The organism is Pseudoalteromonas sp. B160, assembly GCF_037162485.1.
GTDB lineage: Bacteria > Pseudomonadota > Gammaproteobacteria > Enterobacterales > Alteromonadaceae > Pseudoalteromonas > Pseudoalteromonas rhizosphaerae.
In genome coordinates this window covers 231,094-255,847 of record NZ_JARLUX010000001.1, presented here as the reverse complement: position 1 = coordinate 255,847, position 24,754 = coordinate 231,094, and the positions used below count along the sequence as shown (strand labels likewise).

Genomic DNA, 24,754 nt, shown 5'->3' with positions numbered 1-24,754 from the left:
GCTTTTTCATGCAACACATTTTGATAGTCGAAGATGATATCGATATTGCACAACAGGTAATGTTATTTTTTAAAGCGTCTGGCTTTAAAACGACTCACATAGCAGGTGGTGCAGATGTGGTTGCGTGGGTTAAGCTAAATAACCCTGACACAATTATTATGGATGTCATGTTACCAAATCAAGATGGTGTTGAATGCTTAAAACAAATTAGGCTGTTTTCAATGGTACCTATTATAATGGTGACAGCAAAAGTAGCCGAAGCTGACAGGCTCAGAGGGCTTGAATTAGGTGCAGACGATTATGTATGTAAGCCTTTCAGTGCCGCGGAGTTAGTGATGCGCGTCAAAGCCATTTTGCGCCGTTGCCTAGTGCACGAATTACCCACCAAAGTAACAGAGCAACAACTCATTGAAGTAAATACAAATAATTTAACTGTAAAAATTAAAGGGCACCAGTTACTACTGACGAAAGTTGAATTTGATGTGTTCTCACTTTTGTATCATGCCCCGAATCGAGTATTTTCGAGACAACATATTCTTGAGCATATACAGCCTAGTAATTTTGAGATCGCAGATCGTGTCATAGACAGTCATATAAAAAATATCCGCAAAAAAATAAAAAATTTAAACTTCTCTCCTAAGATAGTCGGCTCTGTTTATGGGGCTGGCTATCGCTTTGATAAACAGCAAATAGTCTAACATTACAAAAAAATATAACTTTTTATCAGCTAAGTAAGCAATATAGTGAGTAATTAAGCTCACTATATTGGTTATCTCTGTCAGTAGCTTACTCGTTCATTTGGCTATTTCAGTGCTCATGCGCAATGCACTCTACAGTGTAGCCAGTGCGTATTGAAGAACCAGTAAACATATGAATTATTAAACGACGATGCTCAATAATACGCCATAATCGCTCACTTTTTGCAGGGCATAGTGTTTGCTGTATGTAACTTGTTAGCACAGGCTCTTTAAGCGCTAATGAATTGGGTAAATTAATATAGATTTTGATTTGGTTATCTTTAAAATCAGCATGGCTAAATTGCCAATTACCCAAAGTAAGTTTTCTTGAGAAATGCTGTTGTATATTCTGTTGTTGCTGAATAGTTAGTTGAGTCAGCTGCTGTGGATTATTAAGCTCGTTATAGATTAATCCGGTTATTAATGCCGCAGCCGCGAAAATTGTGCACTTTGCTACAATTTTAGGCTGCTTTTTAGGTTTTGCAGTAATTTGTTGGTGGCGATTATCAATGATCTTCACCCAATCCCGATGTTTTAATGTTCGCTGTGTCATCTTTATCCTCCTTACTTTAATCGTTTTATTAAAGCAAAAGAATGTGGATGAAAAATGGATAACAGACTAAATTTAATCAATTTTTTGTTCGTTATGAAGTGGTAATAGCAAGCGAATACACAGCCCACCGTATTTACCTTGATGTAATGATATCGAGCCTTGCATTAGCTTAATTAAGCTCAAGCAAATAGATAGACCTAGGCCAGATCCATCAATGGATTTTGCGCGAGTACTATCAACTCGATAAAGTCTTTCAAATAAATGTGGTATTTGGGATTGAAGTACTCTCGGAGAGCTATCATCTATTTGAATAAATAGCTGAGTAGGATTTAAGCGTACCTTGAGTCTTACAACACCTGGACTGTCAGTATATAAGCATGCATTTTTAAACAAGTTATAGATGATCTGATCGAGTTTGTGTTTATCAATAGAAATACTTTGTTTATTGCTGACAGTATTGTCGATAATGCAAATTAAGTTTTTTGCAGCGGCCATTGTTTCTAAATCGTCTGCGTAGTGTGTAAATAAAGAGCTAACCAGATAGGCTTGGTTATTTAAGCTCATTGAACAATTGTCAACTTGTGATAGCTGATAAACATCACTAATTAATTTATTCAGTTGGCTAATTTTGTCGTTGATTTTTAAGTAAGCGAGCGATTTATCTTCTTGAAGATCATGTTCTAAAGCTTCTATGTTTAATTTTAGTACACTCAACGGGGTTCTTAGCTCATGGGAAATATCAGCCAGCATTTTATCTTTTAAATCCAAACTGGCTTGATAAAGTTCGGCTTTATAATGTGCTCGCTTGTGCTTTATATAATATAGAGTGATCACTAGTATACTGAGCATAAAAATAATCGAGTAGCCCAATAGCCACACTCTTTTTCTAATCGCTGGCTTTTTAATTCGGCTTTAGTAATGGCATTATTTTGCTCAGAAGTAACTAATTTTTGTCGCTGCACAAGCGCATCGACCTGTTTCATGTAATTAATGGTCGATTCGTTTAAGTAGCTTTTCTGGATAATCTCATGATATGAATCGACTTTTTTATAGTGATAAACAGCTTCAGTTAATTGGGTGGTGAGTTCGAAAAGTAGTGCATTATAACGATGATATTTCAAGGTTAAAATTTCATTATCAATCCCCTCTATTAGTAACGTTATTTGCGCTAAAGTGTGTTTGCTTTGTGGGATGTCTTGTTGTGCTAAGTATAGATCGAGTAGTTGCATGTAAGCGTAGGTTTTATAAATTGGAGAGTCTGTTTTTAATGAGAAATCGACACTCTGTTTAGCACTATTTATCGCTTGCTGAATATTCTTTGTGTGTTGGTATGCAACGGCTAATTGGCGGTAGGCAACTGAAAGCTGTTGAGTCGCGTTTAGCGGCGTAAGGTACTCGATTGTTTGATGTAATTGTTCAATAGCAAGTAAGTAGTTTTCTTGCCTAATCGTAATTTTCGCTAAACTTAAACTAGTGGAAGCAATGTTGTATGCATCACCAGATTTTTTATCACTTTCTAATGCCCTGAAAAAAAGTGGGACGCTTGAGCTAAGTTGTTTAAGCGCAGTGACATGTCACCTAAATTATAATAAACACTTGCTTGCAATTCCCAATCAGTACTGTCTTTTAGTAGCTCTAAGGCAGCCGTTTGCTCTTGCATCGCAAGAGCTAAATTACTTTGTGTATCGTATAACACACCTAAGTTCGCATGAGCACGTGCTAATAATTCATTATCATTTATTCGTTGTGCTAGTTCTTTTGCCTTTGAATAATGCACGTTTGCTTGCTGGGTATCTAATATGCGTCGAAAATTGATCCCCAACTCGGTATGCAACCTAAAACGCTCCCTATCAGTTAATGCTTTGGACTCTAGCAGGGGATCAATAATCGAAATTGCTTGTGTATGTTTAGCGTTTTTTCTCAGCACAGCAGCAAGCTCGACTAAAATATTAAATGAAGTAGGGTATTGCTCTGCTAGACGCTCTAATTTAGCTGTTGCAGCTACTAAGTCACCTTGTTGGATTTGTTGTTTTATTTCAGTTAAATCGTACGATTCAGTACTTGTTACACAACAAGACACAGTGAACAGAAAAGGAAATAAAAGTCGGTGCATAGAATTTTAAAAATTAAGAGGAATATTTTTTAATTCTATGCTGAGAATGTGGTCAAAATATGGAGAGGGCTACTGCCAATTATCGTAGTTGATTTAATTGAAACAGCCACGATGCTAAAAGGCATTTTTAGATAATTTTATGGTTAGCCGCTTAAAAGTTTGCATTCCCAATCGCTTGAATGTGGCACTTTTAGACATCTCGATTTAACGCGTTTTTGCCCCGAAACAAGCTAACGCAATTACTCTAAAGATCGGCTTTGAACGACAAGCAGACACTAGTAGATAGTAAACTCACAGGGTATGCTACCTTGCAAAGTCTTGCTGATAAATGATACCTACAGGTAAATATGCGAAATTTTCTTGTCTTATTAATTACGATTCTTGCTTGTAAGTCATTCACAGCTACAAATAAGGAACCTAGGGGTATAAAATGGCACGTAGAATGCTAATTTGATGTAGGTTATCATCACCTGAACACCTCCGCTTTAATTGTTTTTTGGCGAATTTATTGTGTGCTTAAATATTCAGTTAATGTTTGGTTATAGATAAATACTTAGGTACAACCAATTATGCTTGACGCTTTCTAGAGCAGTTACAAAAAAATGACTTTACTCGACACGAAGTAGAACAGCTAAAGCAATCTGCAAAGCTTTGTTCTTTGCCTAGTCGGCATATTTTTTTCCATCAAGGGGAAGTTGCAAAAGAGATTTTCTTTCTATTAGAAGGAATATGTCACGCTGTTTATTTTACTGACAAGGGCAAAGAGTTTAGCAAACAGTTTTATTGGGAAAATGACTGGATCATTGGTTTTGAAAGCCTAGTTAACCAAACGCCATCACCATACCAACTTGAATCACTTACCTCTTGCTCGATTATGTCTCTCCCTATCGAAACATTAAGAACATGGCGTAAGAATAAATATAGTATTTATCTCAAGCTATTGGAAATACAACTGATGTATAAAGAAAACAAAGAACGTTTTATGTTGCTTTATACTCCAGAAGAACGCTATCAACAGTTCTGTAACAGTTATCCTAACTTGTTAGAGCGCCTCACCGATTATCAAATTGCAGCTTATCTTGGCATTACACCGATCAGCCTGAGTCGTATCAAAAAACGCAATCCAACTTAACAATTGTTAATGTCTAGACTTATTCACCTTGCTACATTTCGGATATCAATATGTGTAAGGCTGAATTAAAATGATTACTTGGCAACTCCATCCGTTTCCCCAATTAACAACAATGCAACTATATCAACTGCTAAAACTCAGAGTTGACGTGTTTGTTGTCGAGCAAGAATGTCCCTATCCTGAGTTGGATGGTAAAGATCACCAAGAAGGTGTTTACCACTTACTGGGTTATCAAGGTGGCAAGTTAATGGCCTGCACGCTTAATGTCAAAAGGGGTTAGTTATCCATCCGTCAGTATTGGTCGTGTTGCTATTTCAAAAATTCTCGTGGAGGGGGCATAGGGCATCAACTGGTACAAGAGGCTCTATGTGCATGTGACAAGTTGTGGCCCAGAGAGTCAATCGAAATTGGCGCTCAAGAACACCTATCAGAATTCTACCAAAACCATGGATTTATGCCGACTTCTGTAATGTATTTGGAGGATGACATCCCACATATCGATATGAAGTTGGAAAAATAACAGTGTCTTTTCCTGTGGTAAACCTCGCGATGATCTTTCTCATATTAGGTAATCTTGCTGCTTCACTATCTGATGTCGCAGTTAAGTTACTTAATGGGGAGGTATCAGCCTTTCAATACATTTTTATACGGCAATTATTTTCTACTTTAGTTATTTATCCTTTATGGTTAAAGCAGTCCAAGCAAAAGCGAAAACTGTATAGCGCTAAACTCAATCTATTTAGGGCACATCTAATTATAATAGGCAGTGGTTGCATGGTAATTGCAATCACTCACTTAACTTTAGCTACGGCTAATGCGATTTTTCATGCTGCGCCACTAATGATGCTTCCATTATCGATTTTACTTCTCCAAGAGAAACTAACGATTAAGAGCAGTGTATTATCTCTTATAGGGTTTTCAGGAGTGATTGTGGTTTTAAGACCATCAGAATTTGAATTGGCGGTAGTCTTCGCCCTTGTTACTACATTTACAATTGCCTTGTTCAACCTTACCGCGAAAAAATTACCAACGGAGCAAACTGTTGTCAGCACGCTTTTTGGACATCATTACTTTCACTACCGATCTCTGGCTGCCTAGCTATATTCCATTGGGTGCCTCTTTCGACCACGAATCTGCTGTTCATTTTGGCAAGTGCAACTTTGGTTCTTACTTACAACGGATTAGCTGTTGCTTCGTATCAACGAGCACCTGCTAATTCTATTGCCCTAGCAGAGAACTCAGGACTGGTATTTGTCACCTTATTTGGTGTTACTTTATTCAATGAAGTGCCAGACTTTTTTACCATATTAGGGATATTGATGATCATACTACCTTTATTACCTTGGAAAATGTTGTTACAAGTAAATCGGTTGAATCAACCGTCCGAATAAACCCAAAAGGCATAGGCGAAAGTGAATTAGAAAATATATTGATGACATCTACCATGAATATAAACCCAACCAATGAAGAGCTGGTAATTGCTCGTGAATGTGTAGAGCGTATTTGACCGTAAGCCTTGCAGCCAATAAAAAGCCCGAGCGTTTAAACTCGGGCTTTTTATTGGCTGCGGTTTATTGAATTTGAAGTTATCGACTAAGCATGCTCAAACATCAGGAAAAGATAAACCACAAACAGAACCAAATGCGTTGCGCCATGCAATACATTGGTTCGGCCACTACTGAATGTTACCTTGCACACCATTAAAGTGGTGACAAGTAATACCAAATCAGAAGAGGATAGACCAAGACGAACCTCTTGATCCATCATCGCGCCGATGAATAGAACGGCTGGCACAGTAAGCGCGTGATCCGCACCACCAGTTTTGGACACCTAATTAAGTGAGTACAATCACTAATGAGGTGAACCATGACAAACAAGAAAAAACGTATTCTCCATTCTGCTGAATTTAAAGCAGAAGCACTGAAACTAGCAGAAAAGCTGGGAGTAGCTACGGCAGCGCAGCATCTCTCGTTACACGAATCCCAGATCTACGGTTGGCGTAAAGCAGCCAAGAAAGATACTAGCACCAGTCAGCGGGAAAAAGATCTAGCCGTTGAAGTCGCAAAGCTCAAAGGCAATTGGCTGAGCAAGCTGAAGAGCTAGATATCGTAAAAAAGGCCGCCACCTACTTCGCGAAAAATCTAAAGTAGATAGCTACGAATTTATGCTCGAACACCTGCTGTGCTTCCAGTGCTGTCCGCATGGCTAAGGTGTTCGGGGTTTCACGAAGTGGGTTTTATTACTGGATTAAGCATCGCCACAAGGCCACTCAGCGCGAGGTAACTCGCCAAGAGCTTGATACGAAGGTCAAAAAGGCTTTTGACAATAGCAAAGGCCGTGATGGTTCAAGGCGCATCCAGAAATAGCTGGCAGAGAACGGTGATAGCCGTAATGTTAAAACCATTGCCGCTAGTATGAAGCGTCAGGATTTAACGCCGAAAGCGGCACGTAAGTTTAGGTGCACTACGGATAGCAAACATAAAATGCCAGTTGCTCCGAACCTGCTGGCTCAGGATTTTAACGCGGAGGCTCCGAATCAAAAGTGGGCGGGAGACATCACCTATGTTGCGACAAGTGAAGGCTGGCTGTATTTGGCGGTAATTATTGACCTTTATTCAAGGCAAGTAGTCGGCTGGTCTATGGATACCAGAATGACCGCAACACTGGTCTGCGATGCATTATCAATGGCCTTGTTCCGTCGTGGGTTCCCTGAGCAGGTGATCGTTCATAGTGACCGAGGTAGTCAGTACTGCTCAAAAGATTATCGAGACATCATAACCGCTTATAATCTAAAGCAAAGTATGAGTAGGAAAGGAAACTGCTGGGATAATGCTTGTGTTGAGAGCTTCTTCCATTCAATGAAGGTTGAAGCGATCCAATATGAGCCGATCATGACGCGAGACGAGATGCGTCAAACGCTCTTTGAATACATCGAGGTTGATTATAATCGGACAAGAAGGCACAGTGCTCTCGGGTATCTAAGTCCAGTTAACTTTGAAAATAAAAATGTCGCTTAATGAAGTGTCCAGTCTGGCTGGAGCAGATCATTTTTGATGTTAAAGATATCTTTGGACTAAATATTTTCTGAATAATTTGTTTTCAATAGCCAACTTCAAGAAGATCATTAGGTGAACCTCTCGAGGTCGAAGCTATTTCCTATATTCTTTATAGTTTAAATTATGCGAATTTAGTGGAAATAGTTCGTGTCGGTAACCCCATTTCTGTCCGTACGACCTGAAGTCGTATTAAGTGTGGTTCTCCACGATAAGAGGGAATTAGTTTCGTGAGCGTTGGGTGTATGTCATTTATGATAATGGATGAAGTTTGCTAAAACAGTTTTGTCCAGAACCTTCACTGTGGGCACTTCGTAACTCACCTTTGTCCAAAAGGGTGTTAGAGCTACTGTTTATTTTGCTCTGAGCTGTTATTCAGTTTCAATCATTTATCGTCGAGTTGGTTGCATTCAACCTAATCTGCGGGTTATTTGACAGCCAAACTGTTTGGGCTTTCCTAGCAGCTAGCGCCTCCAACCTAAAACCTTTAATGACTCGCTTGCAGGCAATTAAGCCACTCATCGGGTTCAGCTAAAATAAACTCTAGATGATAATTTTCTTTGGTGGTTATTTTGATTCCAGCGGTGGTAATAGGGATTAAACCGCCAGCTTTAGCTGCGCATTTTTCGACATGGGAAATATTATTAAGTTTGATGGCATAACAACCTAAGTTAAGTTGTTTATTGAGGGCTTCAAAATGCAGCAGGTTATCAGTAAGAGTAAGGCGGCCATCAGCTTTAGCAACACCCAGTTGTAATGTTGCGTAACAACGTTTTAGCTGGGTGATTTTAGATTGTGTAGCGCTCATTATTCATTCCATCGATTTTTTTATTTTATTGAGTGTATGTTGCTAAATTAAATGTGTCAATTATGTAAAACAAATGTTTTTAATTGTTGTATTAAACAATGCTTTACAGAAAGTTTTTAGCGCGGTGGTGCATTTTTTGTTGTTTATTAACAAGTACAAAAGCAGCCACGACTAATACCATTTGAGTGGCTAGCGCGCACAGCGTTAACATCAAATCCATACGGTTATCAGCGCGTTGCACTAAGCTTAATTCGATAAACCACGCTATGGCGAGCATTAAAACAAGTGAGCCATGTAAATAACGTTGCAGAGTTATTTTAAACTGAAGGTGCTTCCATTGACTAAATATAAGCAGCGCTAAGCTAATTAATGGGATCAAAAATAGGCTAATAAATGCAATGACTAAAAGTGGTTGCCATGTGCTATTCGTCAGTTGCGTGGTATTTATAAAGTAATCGTTACAACCCATTAAAAGTGTAAAACAAAAAAGTAGGCTAATTAATTTTATTGGCAATGTTGTTATCGTCATGATTTATATGTGTTCTATTGTTAGTTATTAAGCCTTGCTTTATATAAGTAAGGCTTAATGGATGGTTGTATTTAAAAATAGTCTAAACGTAGGTGTTGTTTTAGCTTAATTAAGCATGCGCCATAATTAACTCTTTTGCGTTAGCTTTGGCTGTTTTACTGATGTTATCACCACCAAGTAAACGGGCAATTTCATCAATACGGCCATGTTTACTGAGTGGCAACATTTGTGTAAAGGTTTCGCCATTGGCAATTTCTTTGGCCACAAAAAACTGCTGATGCCCCGAGCTGGCAACTTGCGGTAAATGGGTTACGCAGATAACTTGAGTTGATTTGCCTAATTGACGTAAAAGCTTGCCTACAGCTGCTGCGGTTGGTCCAGAAATACCTACATCCACTTCATCAAAAATAAGCGTTGGCGTAGTGACTTTTTGCGCAATAATAACTTGTATCGCTAAACTTATACGCGACAGCTCACCGCCAGAGGCGACTTTAGACAGTGGTTGTAATGGCTGCCCGGGTTGGTTGATACTAAAAACGCTACATTATCAAAACCTAAGCTGTTTGGTGCTTTTTCAGGTTGTGGTGTAAGGGCTATTTCAAACACACCATTTTCCATTGATAAATGCGCCATGCTTGCACTGATCAATGTATTTAATGTCTGCGCGGCCTCATGACGGCTTTCGCTTAGGGTTTGCGCAGCTTGCTGATAAGCTGCTAATGCTTGGTTAATTTCACCTTCAAGTTGCGTTAAACGGGTAGAGTTATTACTAATCGACTCAAGCTCTTGTGTGATACTTTGGTGAAACTCAACTAAGTCCTCTGGTTTAATATGGTGTTTACGTGATAAATCCATCGCACCACTTAATCGTGTTTCAACGTCGATTAGTCGGCTCGGATCAAGTTCAGCTTGCTCTGCATAATTACGAATTTCACGACTCGCTTCCTCAACTTGCACAGCCGCTTCTTCGAGTAAAGCAGCCACACTAGTTAGGCTTTCATCAAACCCCGCAAGCTCAGCAAACTGCTGCGCGCTATGTTGTAATAGGGAACAGGCATTTTGCTCGTCATTTTCGTATAAGCTTTGTAGCTCACGTTGGCATGCTTCAATAATAGTTTGGCTGTGGCTGAGCTTATAATGCTCGGCTTCAATTTGCGAAAATTCATCTGGTTGTAAAGCAAACTCATCAAGCTCAGCTACTTGGTACTCTAATAATTGCTTTTGCGCTGCTTGTTGCAACTGGGCTTGTTCGAGCGCGGTAAATTCTTTTTGTAAGTTTTGGCAATTACGATAATGCTGGCGCACTGCTTCAACCAGAGGTTGATGACCTGCATAAGCGTCTAATAGCTGGAGTTGATGTTCGCTTTTAAGCAAATATTGGTGAGCATGTTGACCATGAATAGAGATCAAGTACTGACCGATTTCTTTTAGTTGGGCTGCAGTGACTAGGGTGCCATTAATATAACTTTTGCTGCGGCCATTTTTACACACCACACGACGAAGTAAGCACTCTTGCTCATCATTCGATAGCAAATGCTGTTCTAAAAACTGCTTAGCCAAGGGAGGTTGGTTAAATCGAAGGTGGCGCATATTTCAGCGCGCTCAGTGCCTGGGCGAACAGCTGAGGCTTCGGCACGTTCACCCAAACATAAAGATAAGGCATCAATAGCAATAGATTTACCGGCACCTGTTTCACCCGTAATGGCTGTCATACCGCTTTGCCACTCGGTGCTTAAATTGCTTACAATTGCAAAATTTTTAATCTCTAACCCAGTTAACATACTGTTCATCCATCCAGTCAATTAACTGTTAATTTATACAGTGTTTTGGGTTTTTGCAAATTAATTTTTAATGTCGCTATCTAGTTTATTACTTACTCACTGGTTGATTTCTCAAAATTAGTTTCAGGATCAACAGGTTTGACATAATCTTCAGGATTCGCAGATAAATCATCAGTGCGTAAAACTTTAATCATGGATGGTAAAAGTTCATGGTAAAACGTTTTATTGTAAGCAACACCGGCTATGGGTAATTCAGCCACAAAAAAATCTAAGCGTTCAGCTAGTGCATCTCGCTCACCTGTTACATAAGTTTTTGCCAACTCACTACTAATCGTGCTGATCAATGACTCGTTTATGCGTTCAAGATACAATAAGTTTTCGTCAGTATGAGGTTGTACGACAAAGAAATTACTGGCAATAACTTGTATTCTTGGGATGTATTTAGGACGAATTATTTTTGCGTCGCAGTACTCATTTAATTTAATTTTTAACTGTTGAGTTACTTCTTTAACGCGATTATTGAATAGCTTTTTTGCGCTTCAAGCGCTTTTCGGCGATTATTTTCAATCATTAGATAACTGCCAAGCAGTGTTATCAATAATAATAAAGCAAAGAAAACAACATACGTCATTGCGGTTTGATTTCCCTTGAAAAGGTAATAAATGAATTCAGCTCATTTTGCTCTAAAGTCTGAATGAGCGCAATAAAATTAATATAAACGACTACCCCAGTTGAGCTTAGTGCGAAGTACATGATAGTAAGAGTAGTCTTTGGGGTGGATCAGGCGCAGTTTTTTATCTGCTTTTTTAATTATCACTTCATCGCCAGGCAATACAGCAAGCACCACATGACTATCGCAGCTGACTTGTAAGCTGTCGGTATTCTCTAAGCTGAGCTTTAAGCGTACTTCGTTATCGGCATCAACTACTAATGGTCGACTTGATAATGTATGCGGAAACATCGGCACTAATGATATTGCATTTAGTTCAGGGGTCAAAATGGGCCCGCCACCCGACAGCGAATAGGCTGTTGAGCCCGTAGGGGTTGAGACAATTAAACCATCAGAGCGCTGAGAAAAAACAAAATCGTTATTAATGAAGGCTTCAAATTCAATCATGTGAGCGACTTTATCGGCATGTAAAACGGCTTCATTCACTGCTGAGTTAGCACTTTTTAATTCGCCATGGCGATAAACTGCAACTTCTAATAAAAAGCGTTTTTCTTCAAGATATTGACCACTTAATACTTGTTCTAAACTAGCTTCAAAGCCTTCTGGGTTTAAATCTGTTAGAAAGCCTAAATTGCCTCTGTTTACGCCTATAACAGCAACATCAAATCGGGCTAATACCCTTGCTGCGCCAAGCATATTACCATCACCTCCGACCACAATAGCGAGATCGGCACGTTCGCCAAGCTCAACCAGTTTGACTAACTTTTCCTTGGGGACATTGGTTAATTGATGACCTGTTCTCTGCTCTAATAACACGTCAAATCCTAACGCATTTAAAAAAGTGTATAAGCGCTGTAAAGTTGCAGCTGCACCACTGTGATTTGGTTTGCCAATTAAACCTATGGTTTTAAACGGTGATTCCATGATAAACGCATCAATAGTATTAATATCAGTAGAGTAACTCAAAAGTGACAAGTTTGAAAATAACCTTGAAATAAACTCACTACGCCCCGATATCCCCAGTATGCAGCAAGATGTAGATACTATGAATTTAAACCCTCGAGATCAGCAAATATTTTCCGCCGTGATGAGCCTGTACTGTAATGGTGAAGGTCAACCTGTCGCGTCAAGCCGTATTGCCAAGCAAAAAGGTATGGCTGTGTGTTCTGCAACAGTTAGAAATGCGATGTCGCGCCTAGAAAAAATAGGCCTGCTGTATTCACCGCATACTTCTGCTGGACGGGTACCTACTAATGCCGGATTTGATTATTGGCTAAGTGAATTTTTCCCTCTGTCGCAGATTGCGCAATATTGGCAGCCTGCACAAGCGCAATTAGTCGAGATGGCGCATGGTATAAGCCAGCGTTATCAGGTATGTTGCTGCGTTGGTCTGCCACAAGTAAGTTCTCAACATGTTTTTAGAGTTGAAGTATTAGATTTTGACAGCAATGATTGGCTTATTTTACTGTTAGATAGAGCAGGGCAAAGCCATAACATTTGTATTCATAAGCCGGATGATGCGTCTGACACCGTACGTTATCAATTCGCTACTTGGCTTAATACTGTATTCAGTCAGCAAACTTTAATGGAAGGCTTGTACCGTATGCAAGCAATGGCAAATACAGCACCACGAAATTGTCATGATTCGTTAAATCAATGGACCCGTGAGCTGAGCCATAAATTAGGCTCAGATAACAGTATCGTGGTCGGCGAAAATTATTTATATCGGCAAATTGATTGTGAACAAAGCTTAAATATTGGTGTCTCATTTTTGAACTTTGTAGAAGATAAGTTAGCTTTTAAAAATGGTGTGTCGGTTTTAAATACGTCACAATTGCCATTTACTGATTGTGACGAACTGATGGTGATCAGCGTGCCGTATTTTCAAAATCAAGAATATCAAAGTCGTTTTTGTGTAATTTGTCCTAAATCGGCGCAAATTGAAGCAATCATTCAAGAATTTAAATTAATCGAGTCATCTGGCTCTTGAATCTTTTGATTCAATCCCCATAATTACCGCAATTGAAAAGTATTGGAGCACTTAAATTATGTCTGAGCAGACAAAATCACCAGAGCAAGAAGTTGAATTAAACGAAGAACTAGAGCAAATGCAAGCAGACGTTGAAGCGGCTGTAGAAGCGGCTGACGCGCACGAAGGCGAAGAAGTTAGCCCTGAAGCTGAAATTGCTATGCTTTATGCTGAGCTTGAAGATGCGAAACAAACTATCGCAAACCAAAAAGATAGCGTAGTACGTGCCGCTGCAGACGTTGATAATATTCGTCGCCGTGCTGCACAAGATGTAGAAAAAGCGCATAAATTTGCACTTGAAAAGTTCGCTAACGAATTATTACCTGTTATTGATAATCTAGAACGTGCTATTGAGTTCTCAGACAAAGAAAACGAAACCTTAAAGCCATTGCTTGAAGGGATTGATATGACAGTTAAGAGCTTCAACGATGCGGTTGCAAAATTTGGTGTTGAAATTGTCAACCCACAAGGTGAGCAGTTTAATCCTGAATTCCACCAAGCAATGTCGATTCAACCAAGTAATGATGTAACACCTAACACTGTATTAGCAGTGATGCAAAAAGGGTATACATTAAATGGTCGTTTATTACGCCCTGCAATGGTGATGGTATCTAAAGCAGCTGAATAAATAAGTCGCTTAGAAAAAAATGCCCGTTAACTACGGGCATTTTTTTGTTTCTAGCTCGGTGCCAAAGCTGGGCTATTAGTGTTAATACTAATGCGCTGAACATTAAGCTTGAAAATGGTACCGCACTTTGTGCATGCATTAAGGCTAAAATTGGACCGACTAATGCACCGCTGCCAAAGCGCAATGTACCAATAACCGCCGTAGCGGTGCCAGAACGCTCTTCAAACTGCATTAAGATCAATGCATCAGCATTACTAGCGGTAACCCCTAAACTCATCATCAGAGGAGCAATAGCTGCAACAATAAAATACAGCGATAGGTGTAATATGCTAAATGTGAGTAGGGCACTGCCAGCTACAAAGCCGACCGCTAATCCATAATACAGCATTTTTCGTGAACCAATACGTGGTACTAGGCGGGTATTTAAAAAGTTACCAAACATTAGCGCCATGACATTGAAAGCAAATAAAACACCAAATAATTGTTCTGATACTTTAAAGTAATCAAGGTATACAAAGGGCACTGCGGTTAAAAAGCAAAAAAAGCCGAATGAGACAAACATTGAGCTGGCTATATCTGCTCGGGTATCTTTATTTTTAAATACGGTTTTATAGCTATCGAAAAATAGTGCAAAGCCTTTCATCGGGCTTTTGAAAATAGGGATATCGATTAAGTATATTTGTACCAAGGCTAAAATAACAAAGCTGTAACTAGCCAGTACTAAAAAGATTGTTTGCCAGTGAGATAAGCCCATGATCATTGATCCAACCGTTGGTGCGACTAAGGGCGCTACCATCATGATCATCGATACATACGACATTCCTTTAGCAGTATCTTGTTTATAAATATGACGAATTATCCCTGGCACCACAACGGTTGTTGCAGCACCTGTGAATGCTTGTACGCCCCGCAAAGCCCAAAATAGATGAATGTCATTACAAAAGGCCAATGCGACAGAGCTTAAGCCAAACAATGCTAAGCCGACCTTCGTTAACACGCGACGACCAATTTGATCTGCGATTGGGCCAAAAAATAGCATTCCCAGCGCATAGCCAGCTAAATATATGCTTAACGATATTTGTACATTAGGCATTGTGGTATTAAGGTCGTTAGCAATGACTAACATTGCCGGAAGATACATATCGATTGCCAGTGGCGTAATTGCAACAATACTGGCGAGTAAAGGTAATAGAATGCGTTTATTTAAAGAAACCGAGTCCTGCATGACTAACCCATTAAACAAAAAGAGGCTGCTATTGTAACAGCGACAATTAGTCTTGGGTACTTAGTTTGCATGCTAACTATCGCCTTTAACTGAAATATAACGCAACAGATGTTTTTACTGGCAGTCGATATATTCAATTGCAGGCTGGTTTGCTATTCTAAGAACAATTAAATTGTTAGTTAAGAGAATACAATGAAAAAATTAGTTTTGGCTGTGCTTGCCACCGCTGTATTAGCGGGTTGTAAAACATCACCAACAGGGCGTACGCAAATTGCGCTTTATTCTGATCAACAAATGAGTCAGATGGGTCAGCAAAGCTTTGCTGATATGAAAAAGAATCAAAAAATTAATAATAATCCTCAAGTAAATGCGTATGTAAAGTGCATTGCTGACGATGTGATTGCAGTATTACCGCAACAGTATGCAACTCAGGCGTGGGAAGTGGTGGTATTTGAAGACGATTCAGCTAACGCGTTTGCATTACCCGGTGGCTATATTGGTGTGCATACAGGGTTGTTAAAAGTGGCTGAAAATCAAGATCAGCTAGCAACCGTTATCGGGCACGAAGTAGGGCATGTAATTGCTGAGCACTCTAATGAACGCGTATCACAAAGTTCCTTGCTACAAACAGGTATGCAAGCGGGCAGTGCCGCACTTGAAATGGGCAATGTACAATATCGTAACGAAATTATGCAAGGTCTTGGTTTAGGTGCGCAGTACGGCGTTATTTTACCATTTAGTCGCTCTCATGAATCTGAGGCCGACCAAGTGGGTTTAGATTTAATGGCAAAAGCCGGATTTAATCCAAAAGAATCCGTAACACTTTGGCAGAATATGAGTAAAGCAGGCAGTGGTAATACACCTGAATTTATGTCTACTCACCCAGCACCTGCTAACCGCATTAAAGAGCTACAAGCAAAATTGCCACAAGCATTAAATGAGCAAAAAGCAGCAAAAGCGGCGGGTAAAAACCCACAATGTAAGCTGTAATAAACTTTTTTGGTGATATAAAAAAAGCCTGTGAACTGATGTTCACAGGCTTTTATTATTCTAAACGCTAGTTATGCGTTTTCAACAGCAGTACGTGGATCTACGTATGGCATGTTGAAGGCTTCAGCAACTTCTTTGTAAGTTACTTGGCCTTTGATCACGTTAAGACCTTTAAGGAAATTAGCGTCATCTAGTAATGCTTTCTTATAACCTTTGTTTGCAAGGTTAATGATGAAAGGCAATGTTGCATTGTTAAGTGCGAAAGTAGATGTACGTGGTACAGCACCTGGCATGTTAGCAACACAGTAGTGAACAACGTCATCAACGATGAAGGTCGGATCAGCGTGAGTTGTTGCTTTAGACGTTGCGATACAACCACCTTGGTCAATTGCAACATCAACAATTGCAGAGCCAGGCTTCATTGCTTTAATGTGTTCAGCAGTAACTAGTTTAGGTGCAGCAGCACCTGGGATAAGTACGCCACCAATTACTAGGTCAGCTTCAAGTACATGCTTTTCAAGTGCATCAGCTGTTGAGTAAATCGCTTTAACTTTATTACCAAACTGAGCGTCAAGTGCGCGTAGTACGTCAATGTTACGATCAAGTACGACAACTTCAGCACCAAGGCCAACAGCCATTTGTGCTGCGCTACGACCAACCATGCCGCCGCCAATAACAACAACTTTAGCTGGCTCAACACCCGGTACGCCGCCAAGTAGCATGCCACGACCATGGTTTGATTTTTCAAGCGCTTGTGCACCAGCTTGAATAGACATACGGCCAGCAACTTCACTCATAGGTGCAAGTAGTGGCAAACCACCGCGTGAATCAGTTACTGTTTCGTATGCGATACAAATTGCTTTGCTTTTGATTAGGTCTTCAGTTTGTGGAAGATCTGGTGCAAGGTGTAAGTAAGTGAAAAGAATTTGGTCTTCACGTAGCATTGCACGTTCAATGGCTTGTGGCTCTTTTACTTTTATAATCATCTCTGCTGTTGCGAAAACCTCAGCAGCAGTTGCTAGAATTTCTGCACCTGCCAGTGTGTAATCTTCGTTAGTGAAGCCAATGCCCATACCTGCATCAGATTCAACAAAACTTGGTGGCCGTGGTTTACTAACTCACGAACACTAGCAGGGACCATACCTACACGGTATTCATGGTTTTTTATTTCTTTAGGTACACCGATAATCATAATATTGCCTTAATAGAACGGGATAAAATTTTTCACTATTATATTCATGTACTGGCAGTGTGTCTCACCTTTTTAATCGGTATTCTAGTGATATAATCTGAAAACACCGTTTAAACAGTACAAAAAACTAGTCGTTATTATGCATGAGTTATTAGACCGTATTGACCGTAAGATTTTAATAGAGCTACAGCACGATGGCCGAGTGTCTAATGTTGAATTAGCTCGACGTGTGGGGCTCAGTGCAACGCCCTGTTTAGAGCGTGTAAAAAAGCTCGAACGCGAAGGTTACATCGTCGGTTATAAAGCCGTGGTTGACCCTGCTAAACTTGGGCAAGGTTTGTCGGTGTACGTCGAAGTGACAATCACTAAAACATCACCTGATGTGTTTGATGAATTTAGTGCTGCAGTTAAAAAGCATGATGAAATTATCGAATGCCATTTAGTCTCGGGTAACTTTGACTTTTTACTAAAAACCCGCGTAAATGATATGTCTGAATATCGTGGTGTATTAGGGGATATTCTGCTCAAGCTACCGAACGTTAGTGAAAGCCGTACCTATGTTGTTATGGAAGAAGTAAAAGGCGAGCAAGGGGTGATTATTCGCCCATATATCGGCTGAATTATGCGCCATTTTTTAGTAACTACTTAAGTTGTATTATTGATACATGCGCGATTAATAAAAACCTGTTCATAATCAGGCCATCATGGTTAAGATAAAGTGCAACAAAAAGTATTTCCTGCTAAGGTATTCCATTGCTAAGAATGAGTACAAAGAAGTACAAAGAAAAATGAGGAATAGCGAGTTATGCGCCTAAACGGTGTACAAAGACTATTAGAAACCGGTTTAATAATTAGCACCTTTGCCGCAATATTTATATTGTGTGCGCTGGTAAGCTTTGATCCTGCTGATCCGAGTTGGTCGCAAACAGGTTATGACAATGTAAGAAACATAACTGGAGCTGCAGGTGCGTGGATCGCCGATATTTTATTGCTGACATTTGGCTGGTTAGCTTATTTTGTGCCAGCTGCACTACAAATATTCGGCTACTTATTATTTAAGCAACCTCATAGAATATTTCAACTCGACTATACAACGTTATCGCTTAGAGTGATTGGTTTTGCATTATTTATCACTTCAGCAACGGCTATCAGTAGTATTAATTTTGATGATATTTATAATTTTTCATCCGGTGGGGTAGTCGGTGATGTGATAGCTTCAGCGATGATGCCTGCATTTAACTTTACCGGTACCTCGATTTTATTATTATGTTTCTTTTTTGCTGGATTAACATTATTAACAGGCGTGTCGTGGGTGCAATGTGTCGATTTTATTGGCGATTTGATCATGCGAGGTTATCGTTTTATTGCCCATCACTTAAAAGCATGGTTACAACGCGAACGCACTGCAAATACTGAAGTTGTAATTGAACAAGACCCTGTTAATGAGCAACAGACACGTAAAGAAACACCCGCCATTCGCTTTTCAGAACCAAAAGTGGATAGTGATAGTGCGGTGTCAAATCAAGACTCTCATCCTGCATTTGATGATTTGGATGACATTCTGGATCAAGAAATTAATTTTAGCGCCATTGATGATGAACCAATGGACACTGCGGCTGCCTTAAATGCGCTTGATCAAAGCCATGTTACTGAGCCTGAAAAACCAGTTACTACTGTGGTTTCGCCAGCAAGACCAATGCCAAAACCAAAGAGTACCTATCAGCCTCCACCTACCGCAAAAGAAAAGTTTGAGCAGCTACTCGAAGAAAAGCCGCCAAGTACGCCATTGCCTACGCTTGATTTGTTAGATAGACCTGATAAAGCCAAAAACCCAATTTCACCAGAAGAGCTTGAAGCTGTATCGAGGTTAGTTGAAACTAAACTCCTTGATTTTAACGTTCAAGCTACGGTTGTTGCCGTATACCCTGGACCTGTTGTAACCCGTTTTGAGCTTGATTTAGCGCCGGGTATTAAAGTTTCTAAAATTACTGGTCTTGCTAAAGATTTAGCCCGCTCGCTATCAGCGGTTAGTGTCCGAGTGGTTGAAGTTATTCCGGGTAAAACCTATGTAGGGATTGAATTACCGAATAAACACCGTGAAATAGTGCGGTTATCAGAAGTAATCGACGCGCCAAAATTTGAGCAAAATCCATCGCCACTGACTATGGTCTTAGGTAAAGATATTGCCGGTGAGCCAATCTGTGCTGATTTGGGTAAAATGCCGCATTTACTGGTGGCAGGTACCACAGGTTCAGGTAAGTCAGTGGGCGTTAATGTAATGATATTAAGCTTACTGTACAAATCAGGCCCTGATGATGTGCGTATGATCATGATTGACCCGAAAATGTTGGAACTTTCTGTTTACGAAGGTATCCCACATTTACTGTGTGAAGTGGTCACCGATATGAAAGAAGCTGCCAATGCGCTGCGTTGGTGTGTAGGTGAGATGGAACGTCGTTATAAGTTAATGTCGGCGTTAGGTGTTCGTAACTTAAAAGGTTACAACCAAAAGGTATTGGATGCGAAAGAGGCGGGTTACCCGATTCTCGATCCATTATTTAAAGATACTGATGGTATGAAAGAAGGACCAGACGAGTTAGGTAAGTTACCGAGTATCGTGGTGGTGATTGACGAATTTGCTGACATGATGATGATTGTTGGTAAAAAAGTTGAAGAGCTAATTGCCCGTATTGCGCAAAAAGCCCGAGCGGCAGGTATTCATTTAATACTAGCAACACAGCGCCCATCGGTTGATGTAATTACTGGTTTAATTAAAGCGAATATCCCAACGCGAATGGCGTTTCAGGTATCAAGTAAAATTGACTCGCGTACCATCTTAGATCAACAAGGCGCAGAAAACCTGCTAGGTATGGGTGATATGCTCTATTTACCGCCGGGCACCAGCGTACCGATACGTGTGCATGGCGCGTTTGTTGATGACCATGAAGTACATGCGGTGGTGAATGACTGGAAAGCACGTGCAAAACCAAATTATATAGACGAAATTTTAAATGGTGACGCCACTGAGGATATTTTATTGCCAGGCGAAGCCAGTGAAAATGCGGATGAAGAATCAGATCCGCTTTATGATGAAGCCGTGTCATTTGTTGTTGAAACAGGCAAAGTGTCAGTTTCAAGTGTGCAGCGAAAATTACGTGTTGGTTACAACCGTGCCGCACGTTTAGTTGAACAAATGGAAACATCGGGTATTGTAAGCGCACCAGGTCATAACGGTGCCCGAGATGTATTAGTGCCCAATGGTGGAGCAAATTAAATGAAACAAATTAAATATTTAGCCTTAGCAATTAGCTGTTTTTTATCAGCATCAGTATTTGCAAGTGACAGTGCAACGGATGACAGCCAAGCATTACAAGATAAACTGGCCGGTTTAAAGAGTTTTCAAGCGCAATTTGCGCAGCAAGTTAATGACGACCAAGGTCAATCAATTATGCAAGGTGAAGGTACTATCGCCTTACAACAGCCAATGATGATCCGTTGGCAACAAGCGAGCCCTGATGACACGTTATTTGTATCAAATGGCGATAAAACCTATTACTTCGACAGCTTTGCTGAGCAAGTAACGATTATGAATACTCACAGTTTGATTGATTCAACACCGTTTGTATTACTCACCTCCAAAGATCCGGCGCAATGGCAAAAGTACCAAGTACACGCCACGGATACTGGGTTCAGTGTTACACCTAATAAAGGCGTTGAAAGCCAAGTTGAACAGCTGGATATTGTGTTTGCAGCAGATAAAGTAGGCTTAGCGTCATTATTGGTTAAAGACAGCTCCGGGCAATCATCTACATTTACTTTTAGCGACACTAAAGTAAATCAAAGCCTTGCTACTTCAACCTTTGAGTTTAGTATTCCTGAAGGCGTTGAAATAGACGATCAAAGTCAAGGTGAGTAATTTAGGCTTTAATTTTGGCCCGGATGTGCGCCCACTTGCTGCGCGCATGCGACCAACCAGTTTAGATCAGTATATTGGCCAGCAACATCTATTAAGCCAAGATAAGCCTCTCTATCAAGCTATTTTAGCAGGGCGTTGCCACAGTCTTATTTTGTGGGGGCCGCCGGGCGTTGGTAAAACTACCTTAGCGCAAATTATTGCCAACCATGCCGATGCGGCGCTGATTCAAATGTCGGCGGTAACGGCAGGCATTAAAGATATTCGTGATGCGGTGAGTGAAGCGCGTACTAACCTTGAAGGTCGTGGCCAACGTACCTTACTGTTTGTTGACGAAGTACATCGTTTTAATAAATCTCAGCAAGATGCGTTTTTACCACATATAGAGGATGGTACCTTTATTTTTGTTGGTGCCACCACCGAGAATCCCTCGTTTGCACTAAACAATGCGATTTTATCGCGAGCACGAGTATATGTCCTTAAATCGCTGCAAGACACTGATTTGCATCTTGTTATTGAGCGAGCGCTTGCAAGCGATGATGAACTGAAAAATAAAACGGTGGTACTTGCACAAAATGCTAAACAAGCGTTGTGCCAAGCCAGTGATGGCGATGCTCGTAAAGTGCTGAATTTACTTGAGCAGGCGATTGATTTAACCGTAGAGCAAAACGGCCAATACCTAGTTGATGAGCACGTACTCAGTCAAGTATTGCCAACGCATTTAGCCAAGTATGACAAAGGGGGGGATGAATTTTACGATTTGATCTCAGCCTTTCATAAGTCAGTTCGAGGTAGCTCCCCAGATGGTGCTTTGTATTGGTATTGTCGTATTTTAGCCGGTGGCGGCGATCCGCTGTATGTTGCAAGGCGGTTACTCGCCATCGCCACTGAAGATATTGGTAATGCTGATCCGCGTGCCATGGAAGTGGCCCTCAATGCATGGGATATATTTCAGCGAGTTGGACCAAGTGAAGGCGAGCGTGCAATTGCACAAGCTACGATTTACCTAGCTAGCGCACCGAAGAGTAATGCGGTGTACGCGGCGTTTAATCAAGCCAAAGCGGATGCGCAGAACGAGCCAAGTTACCCGGTGCCAGAGCATTTACGTAATGCACCAACCAACTTAATGAAAGACTTAGGCTATGGTGCTGAATATCGCTATGCGCACAATGAAGAAGGCGCCTATGCTGCAGGAGAAAAGTACTTTCCAGAGCAGATAGCCGATAAGCAATATTACTTTCCAACGGATCGTGGCTTAGAACAAAAAATAAAGCAAAAGCTCGACTATTTAAAAGAGCGCGATCATCACAGTGACATAAAACGCTATGACAAGCCTTAAGATATATCTCATGATTGCCGCAGGAGGAGCCTCAGGCGCCTGTTTACGGTTTTTTATTAGTGAAACCATGCTAAAACTACTTGGTAGGGGATTCCCTTTTGGCACGTTGACGGTTAATATTCTTGGTTCATTGTTGATGGGCGTATTATACGGTTTGATAGAGCGCGAAATTATCACCGTTAGCCCCGCTAAAACCCTTATAGGGATTGGCTTTCTAGGTGCTTTGACCACCTTCTCGACATTTTCAATGGATTCGTTGTTGTTATTACAACAAGGTCACTTTTTAAAATGGCCCTCAATATCACCTTAAATGTGGTGGTGTGTATTTTTATGGCTTGGCTGGGCCTTCAGCTGGTAATGCAAAAAGGTTAAAAACTAACATGTTAGATTCTAAATTATTACGTCAAGATCTCGAGCAAACAGCTGCGCGTCTAGCAGCACGTGGTTACGAGCTAGATACTGCGACTGTCAGCGCACTTGAAGAAAAACGCAAAACATTACAAGTAAAAACACAAGAATTACAAAGTGAGCGTAACAGTAGCTCCAAAGCGATTGGCCAAGCTAAAGCTAAAGGCGAAGATGCACAACCATTGTTAGATGCAGTAAGCAACTTAGGCGCGCAACTTGATAGTGTTAAAGCTGAGCAAGACGCTATTTTAGAAGAGCTTAAGCAAATTTCTTTAGCTATCCCAAATTTACCTGATGAATCAGTACCAGCGGGCGCTGATGAATCTGACAACGTTGAGATTTCAACCTGGGGCGAGCCTAAAAAGTATGATTTTGCAGTAAAAGATCATGTAGACTTAGGACAAGATTTAAACGGCCTTGATTTTGAAATGGGCGTTAAAATTACCGGTTCACGCTTTACTGTAATGCGCGGCGCAATGGCCCGCATGCACCGTGCACTAGTGCAATTTATGCTAGACACGCATACAGATAAAAACGGTTATACAGAAATGTACGTACCGTATTTAGTAAACCGCGACAGTTTATACGGTACAGGTCAATTACCTAAGTTTGCAGAAGACTTATTCCACACTAAAGGTCTTGTAAATGATGACGGTGAAGAGCAAGAAGGTTTTAGCTTAATTCCTACTGCAGAAGTACCACTGACAAACAGCGCGCGTGACGAAATTTACGACGAAAAAGATTTACCAATTCGTTTAACTGCCCACACTCCGTGTTTTAGAAGTGAAGCTGGCAGTTATGGCCGTGATACTCGTGGCCTTATTCGTCAGCACCAGTTCGATAAAGTTGAGCTAGTACAGCTGGTAAAACCAGAAGATTCAATGCAAGCATTGGAAGAGCTAACAGGTCACGCAGAGCAAATATTACAAGCACTAGAGCTACCATACCGTAAAGTAATTTTATGTATGGGTGACATGGGCTTTGGCTCAGCAAAAACCTACGATTTAGAAGTATGGTTACCAGCGCAAGATACCTACCGTGAAATCTCATCATGTTCAAACATGGTTGATTTCCAAGCGCGCCGTATGCAAGCACGTTTTCGTCGCAATGGTGAGAAAAAGCCAGAGTTATTGCATACACTAAACGGTTCGGGTTTAGCGGTTGGCCGTACTCTAGTAGCAATACTTGAAAACTACCAACAAGCGGATGGTTCAGTAGTCGTGCCTGAAGTACTTCGTTCATATATGAACGGCCTTGAAGTAATTAAATAAGCCCGTTAAAGCTTTAGAGCTGTAAGTTTTAAGCTTTAAGAGAGAAGCCGCTGTTTGTAATGAACAGCGGCTTTTTTATTGAGAGTTTTAGTTAGCAAGTTAGCGAGAGTAAAGTTAGCGCGCTGTGAGATTAACTCGGTGTGAAACCATCACGTAGGAATAAGCTTTAACCATGATCGGGTCAAGCTCATCTGTAGGTCGTGCTTTAGCGCGTTAATTTATATAAGAAACTTAGCACATTCAATGCCTGTGCTCGCGTGCCTTGCCCTACATTTTGCGAGTTTATTAAATGGTTTAAGTATGATTCCATTTTAAAAGTCGTTTTGGTGTATTTTAACCATGGTAATTTTATAACATGCGTAATTGTATGTTTACATTGGAGT

At 40.5% G+C, this 24,754-nt stretch carries 25 protein-coding genes and 4 pseudogenes; 16 read left to right on the top strand and 13 right to left on the bottom strand.

Annotated features, from left to right (window positions below; all coding sequences use genetic code 11):
* Positions 1-8: 8 nt before the first annotated feature.
* Positions 9-698, top strand: a complete 690-nt coding sequence (locus P4S61_RS01060; RefSeq protein ID WP_337117637.1) for a response regulator — start codon at positions 9-11, stop codon at positions 696-698.
* 109 nt (positions 699-807) lie between these two features.
* On the opposite strand, the gene P4S61_RS01055 is transcribed toward P4S61_RS01060, so the two are convergent.
* From P4S61_RS01055 to P4S61_RS01040, 4 genes are all read right to left on the bottom strand, one after another.
* Complete coding sequence (locus P4S61_RS01055; RefSeq protein WP_337117636.1) at positions 808-1,290, bottom strand: hypothetical protein; 483 nt, start codon at positions 1,288-1,290, stop codon at positions 808-810.
* A gap of 72 nt (positions 1,291-1,362) precedes the next feature.
* The gene (locus P4S61_RS01050) at positions 1,363-2,139 is read right to left on the bottom strand and encodes a sensor histidine kinase (RefSeq protein WP_337117635.1); all 777 of its coding nucleotides are present in this window, start codon (positions 2,137-2,139) and stop codon (positions 1,363-1,365) included.
* Entirely contained in the window at positions 2,124-2,519 is a 396-nt protein-coding gene (locus tag P4S61_RS01045; protein ID WP_337117634.1) for a hypothetical protein, read from the bottom strand. The genes P4S61_RS01050 and P4S61_RS01045 overlap by 16 nt, the downstream gene beginning before the upstream one ends.
* 287 nt (positions 2,520-2,806) lie before the next feature.
* Positions 2,807-3,370 (bottom strand): hypothetical protein, encoded by a 564-nt coding sequence (locus P4S61_RS01040; RefSeq protein ID WP_337117633.1) that lies wholly within the window; start codon positions 3,368-3,370, stop codon positions 2,807-2,809.
* A 691-nt stretch (positions 3,371-4,061) separates the two neighbouring features.
* Here P4S61_RS01040 and P4S61_RS01035 point away from each other — a divergent pair.
* The 6 genes and pseudogenes from P4S61_RS01035 to P4S61_RS01015 all read left to right on the top strand — a co-directional run bounded on the left by P4S61_RS01035 (position 4,062) and on the right by P4S61_RS01015 (position 7,552).
* Entirely contained in the window at positions 4,062-4,535 is a 474-nt protein-coding gene (locus P4S61_RS01035) for a Crp/Fnr family transcriptional regulator (RefSeq protein WP_337117632.1), read from the top strand.
* Between the two features lie 70 nt (positions 4,536-4,605).
* Positions 4,606-4,815 (top strand): hypothetical protein, encoded by a 210-nt coding sequence (locus tag P4S61_RS22865; protein WP_442961537.1) that lies wholly within the window; start codon positions 4,606-4,608, stop codon positions 4,813-4,815.
* 6 nt (positions 4,816-4,821) lie between these two features.
* Positions 4,822-5,055 (top strand): GNAT family N-acetyltransferase, encoded by a 234-nt coding sequence (locus P4S61_RS22860; protein WP_442961583.1) that lies wholly within the window; start codon positions 4,822-4,824, stop codon positions 5,053-5,055.
* A 29-nt stretch (positions 5,056-5,084) separates the two neighbouring features.
* Positions 5,085-5,633 (top strand): DMT family transporter, encoded by a 549-nt coding sequence (locus P4S61_RS01025; protein ID WP_337118866.1) that lies wholly within the window; start codon positions 5,085-5,087, stop codon positions 5,631-5,633.
* Entirely contained in the window at positions 5,522-5,926 is a 405-nt protein-coding gene (locus P4S61_RS01020) for an EamA family transporter (protein WP_337118865.1), read from the top strand. The genes P4S61_RS01025 and P4S61_RS01020 overlap by 112 nt, the downstream gene beginning before the upstream one ends.
* A gap of 475 nt (positions 5,927-6,401) precedes the next feature.
* Positions 6,402-7,552: pseudogene (locus P4S61_RS01015) on the top strand (IS3 family transposase).
* Positions 7,553-8,075: 523 nt separating this feature from the next.
* Here P4S61_RS01015 and P4S61_RS01010 read toward each other — a convergent pair.
* The 6 genes and pseudogenes from P4S61_RS01010 to nadK form a co-directional block, all read right to left on the bottom strand.
* Entirely contained in the window at positions 8,076-8,396 is a 321-nt protein-coding gene (locus P4S61_RS01010; RefSeq protein ID WP_145242196.1) for a hypothetical protein, read from the bottom strand.
* A 103-nt stretch (positions 8,397-8,499) separates the two neighbouring features.
* Entirely contained in the window at positions 8,500-8,865 is a 366-nt protein-coding gene (locus tag P4S61_RS01005) for a hypothetical protein (RefSeq protein ID WP_337117631.1), read from the bottom strand.
* 169 nt (positions 8,866-9,034) lie between these two features.
* Positions 9,035-10,706 (bottom strand): annotated as a pseudogene (recN, locus tag P4S61_RS01000) (DNA repair protein RecN).
* A gap of 92 nt (positions 10,707-10,798) precedes the next feature.
* Entirely contained in the window at positions 10,799-11,077 is a 279-nt protein-coding gene (locus P4S61_RS00995; protein WP_337117630.1) for a hypothetical protein, read from the bottom strand.
* A 128-nt stretch (positions 11,078-11,205) separates the two neighbouring features.
* Complete coding sequence (locus P4S61_RS00990; RefSeq protein WP_337117629.1) at positions 11,206-11,337, bottom strand: hypothetical protein; 132 nt, start codon at positions 11,335-11,337, stop codon at positions 11,206-11,208.
* A gap of 78 nt (positions 11,338-11,415) precedes the next feature.
* On the bottom strand, positions 11,416-12,300 hold the full coding sequence (nadK, locus tag P4S61_RS00985; protein ID WP_145242288.1) for an NAD(+) kinase: 885 nt from the start codon (positions 12,298-12,300) through the stop codon (positions 11,416-11,418).
* Between the two features lie 100 nt (positions 12,301-12,400).
* On the opposite strand from nadK, the gene P4S61_RS00980 reads away from it, so the two are divergent.
* Positions 12,401-13,366, top strand: a complete 966-nt coding sequence (locus P4S61_RS00980; RefSeq protein ID WP_145242204.1) for an HrcA family transcriptional regulator — start codon at positions 12,401-12,403, stop codon at positions 13,364-13,366.
* Between the two features lie 58 nt (positions 13,367-13,424).
* On the top strand, positions 13,425-14,033 hold the full coding sequence (gene grpE / locus P4S61_RS00975; RefSeq protein WP_145242206.1) for a nucleotide exchange factor GrpE: 609 nt from the start codon (positions 13,425-13,427) through the stop codon (positions 14,031-14,033).
* On the opposite strand, the gene P4S61_RS00970 is transcribed toward grpE, so the two are convergent.
* Positions 14,017-15,258 carry a Bcr/CflA family efflux MFS transporter gene (locus P4S61_RS00970; protein WP_337117628.1) on the bottom strand — a complete coding sequence of 414 codons (1,242 nt, stop codon included), beginning with the start codon at positions 15,256-15,258 and terminating at the stop codon, positions 14,017-14,019. The genes grpE and P4S61_RS00970 overlap by 17 nt on opposite strands.
* Positions 15,259-15,450: 192 nt before the next feature.
* Between P4S61_RS00970 and P4S61_RS00965 the strand changes: the two genes are divergently transcribed.
* Positions 15,451-16,248: a M48 family metallopeptidase gene (locus P4S61_RS00965; protein WP_145242210.1), complete on the top strand. Its 798-nt coding sequence runs from the start codon at positions 15,451-15,453 to the stop codon at positions 16,246-16,248.
* Between the two features lie 71 nt (positions 16,249-16,319).
* On the opposite strand, the pseudogene ald reads toward P4S61_RS00965, so the two are convergent.
* Positions 16,320-17,440: pseudogene (gene ald / locus P4S61_RS00960) on the bottom strand (alanine dehydrogenase).
* A 139-nt stretch (positions 17,441-17,579) separates the two neighbouring features.
* Between ald and lrp the strand changes: the two are divergent.
* The 6 genes and pseudogenes from lrp to serS all read left to right on the top strand — a co-directional run bounded on the left by lrp (position 17,580) and on the right by serS (position 24,371).
* Positions 17,580-18,059: a leucine-responsive transcriptional regulator Lrp gene (gene lrp, locus P4S61_RS00955; protein WP_145242214.1), complete on the top strand. Its 480-nt coding sequence runs from the start codon at positions 17,580-17,582 to the stop codon at positions 18,057-18,059.
* 186 nt (positions 18,060-18,245) lie between these two features.
* Positions 18,246-20,714, top strand: coding sequence for a DNA translocase FtsK (locus P4S61_RS00950; RefSeq protein WP_182731956.1), 2,469 nt, complete (start codon positions 18,246-18,248; stop codon positions 20,712-20,714).
* On the top strand, positions 20,715-21,356 hold the full coding sequence (gene lolA, locus P4S61_RS00945; protein WP_149982719.1) for an outer membrane lipoprotein chaperone LolA: 642 nt from the start codon (positions 20,715-20,717) through the stop codon (positions 21,354-21,356). It begins immediately after the preceding gene.
* Positions 21,349-22,692, top strand: coding sequence for a replication-associated recombination protein A (locus P4S61_RS00940; RefSeq protein WP_145242220.1), 1,344 nt, complete (start codon positions 21,349-21,351; stop codon positions 22,690-22,692). Before lolA ends, P4S61_RS00940 begins: the two co-directional genes overlap by 8 nt.
* Positions 22,679-23,064: pseudogene (gene crcB / locus P4S61_RS00935) on the top strand (fluoride efflux transporter CrcB). The gene P4S61_RS00940 and the pseudogene crcB overlap by 14 nt, the downstream one beginning before the upstream one ends.
* 8 nt (positions 23,065-23,072) lie before the next feature.
* Complete coding sequence (serS, locus tag P4S61_RS00930; protein ID WP_149982716.1) at positions 23,073-24,371, top strand: serine--tRNA ligase; 1,299 nt, start codon at positions 23,073-23,075, stop codon at positions 24,369-24,371.
* A gap of 205 nt (positions 24,372-24,576) precedes the next feature.
* Here serS and P4S61_RS00925 read toward each other — a convergent pair whose 3' ends face one another.
* Positions 24,577-24,681, bottom strand: coding sequence for a phage integrase N-terminal SAM-like domain-containing protein (locus tag P4S61_RS00925; protein WP_145242227.1), 105 nt, complete (start codon positions 24,679-24,681; stop codon positions 24,577-24,579).
* Positions 24,682-24,754: the final 73 nt, after the last annotated feature.

Coding starts and splice junctions, on each gene's coding strand:
- P4S61_RS01060 (WP_337117637.1), top strand. CDS start 9: ATGCAACACATTTTGATAGTCGAAGATGATATCGATATTGCACAACAG.
- P4S61_RS01055 (WP_337117636.1), bottom strand. CDS start 1,290: ATGACACAGCGAACATTAAAACATCGGGATTGGGTGAAGATCATTGAT.
- P4S61_RS01050 (WP_337117635.1), bottom strand. CDS start 2,139: ATGCTCAGTATACTAGTGATCACTCTATATTATATAAAGCACAAGCGA.
- P4S61_RS01045 (WP_337117634.1), bottom strand. CDS start 2,519: ATGCAACTACTCGATCTATACTTAGCACAACAAGACATCCCACAAAGC.
- P4S61_RS22865 (WP_442961537.1), top strand. CDS start 4,606: ATGATTACTTGGCAACTCCATCCGTTTCCCCAATTAACAACAATGCAA.
- P4S61_RS01025 (WP_337118866.1), top strand. CDS start 5,085: ATGATCTTTCTCATATTAGGTAATCTTGCTGCTTCACTATCTGATGTC.
- P4S61_RS01010 (WP_145242196.1), bottom strand. CDS start 8,396: ATGAGCGCTACACAATCTAAAATCACCCAGCTAAAACGTTGTTACGCA.
- P4S61_RS01005 (WP_337117631.1), bottom strand. CDS start 8,865: ATGGGTTGTAACGATTACTTTATAAATACCACGCAACTGACGAATAGC.
- P4S61_RS00990 (WP_337117629.1), bottom strand. CDS start 11,337: ATGACGTATGTTGTTTTCTTTGCTTTATTATTATTGATAACACTGCTT.
- nadK (WP_145242288.1), bottom strand. CDS start 12,300: ATGGAATCACCGTTTAAAACCATAGGTTTAATTGGCAAACCAAATCAC.
- P4S61_RS00980 (WP_145242204.1), top strand. CDS start 12,401: ATGCAGCAAGATGTAGATACTATGAATTTAAACCCTCGAGATCAGCAA.
- grpE (WP_145242206.1), top strand. CDS start 13,425: ATGTCTGAGCAGACAAAATCACCAGAGCAAGAAGTTGAATTAAACGAA.
- P4S61_RS00970 (WP_337117628.1), bottom strand. CDS start 15,258: ATGCAGGACTCGGTTTCTTTAAATAAACGCATTCTATTACCTTTACTC.
- P4S61_RS00965 (WP_145242210.1), top strand. CDS start 15,451: ATGAAAAAATTAGTTTTGGCTGTGCTTGCCACCGCTGTATTAGCGGGT.
- lrp (WP_145242214.1), top strand. CDS start 17,580: ATGCATGAGTTATTAGACCGTATTGACCGTAAGATTTTAATAGAGCTA.
- P4S61_RS00950 (WP_182731956.1), top strand. CDS start 18,246: ATGCGCCTAAACGGTGTACAAAGACTATTAGAAACCGGTTTAATAATT.
- lolA (WP_149982719.1), top strand. CDS start 20,715: ATGAAACAAATTAAATATTTAGCCTTAGCAATTAGCTGTTTTTTATCA.
- serS (WP_149982716.1), top strand. CDS start 23,073: ATGTTAGATTCTAAATTATTACGTCAAGATCTCGAGCAAACAGCTGCG.
- P4S61_RS00925 (WP_145242227.1), bottom strand. CDS start 24,681: ATGGAATCATACTTAAACCATTTAATAAACTCGCAAAATGTAGGGCAA.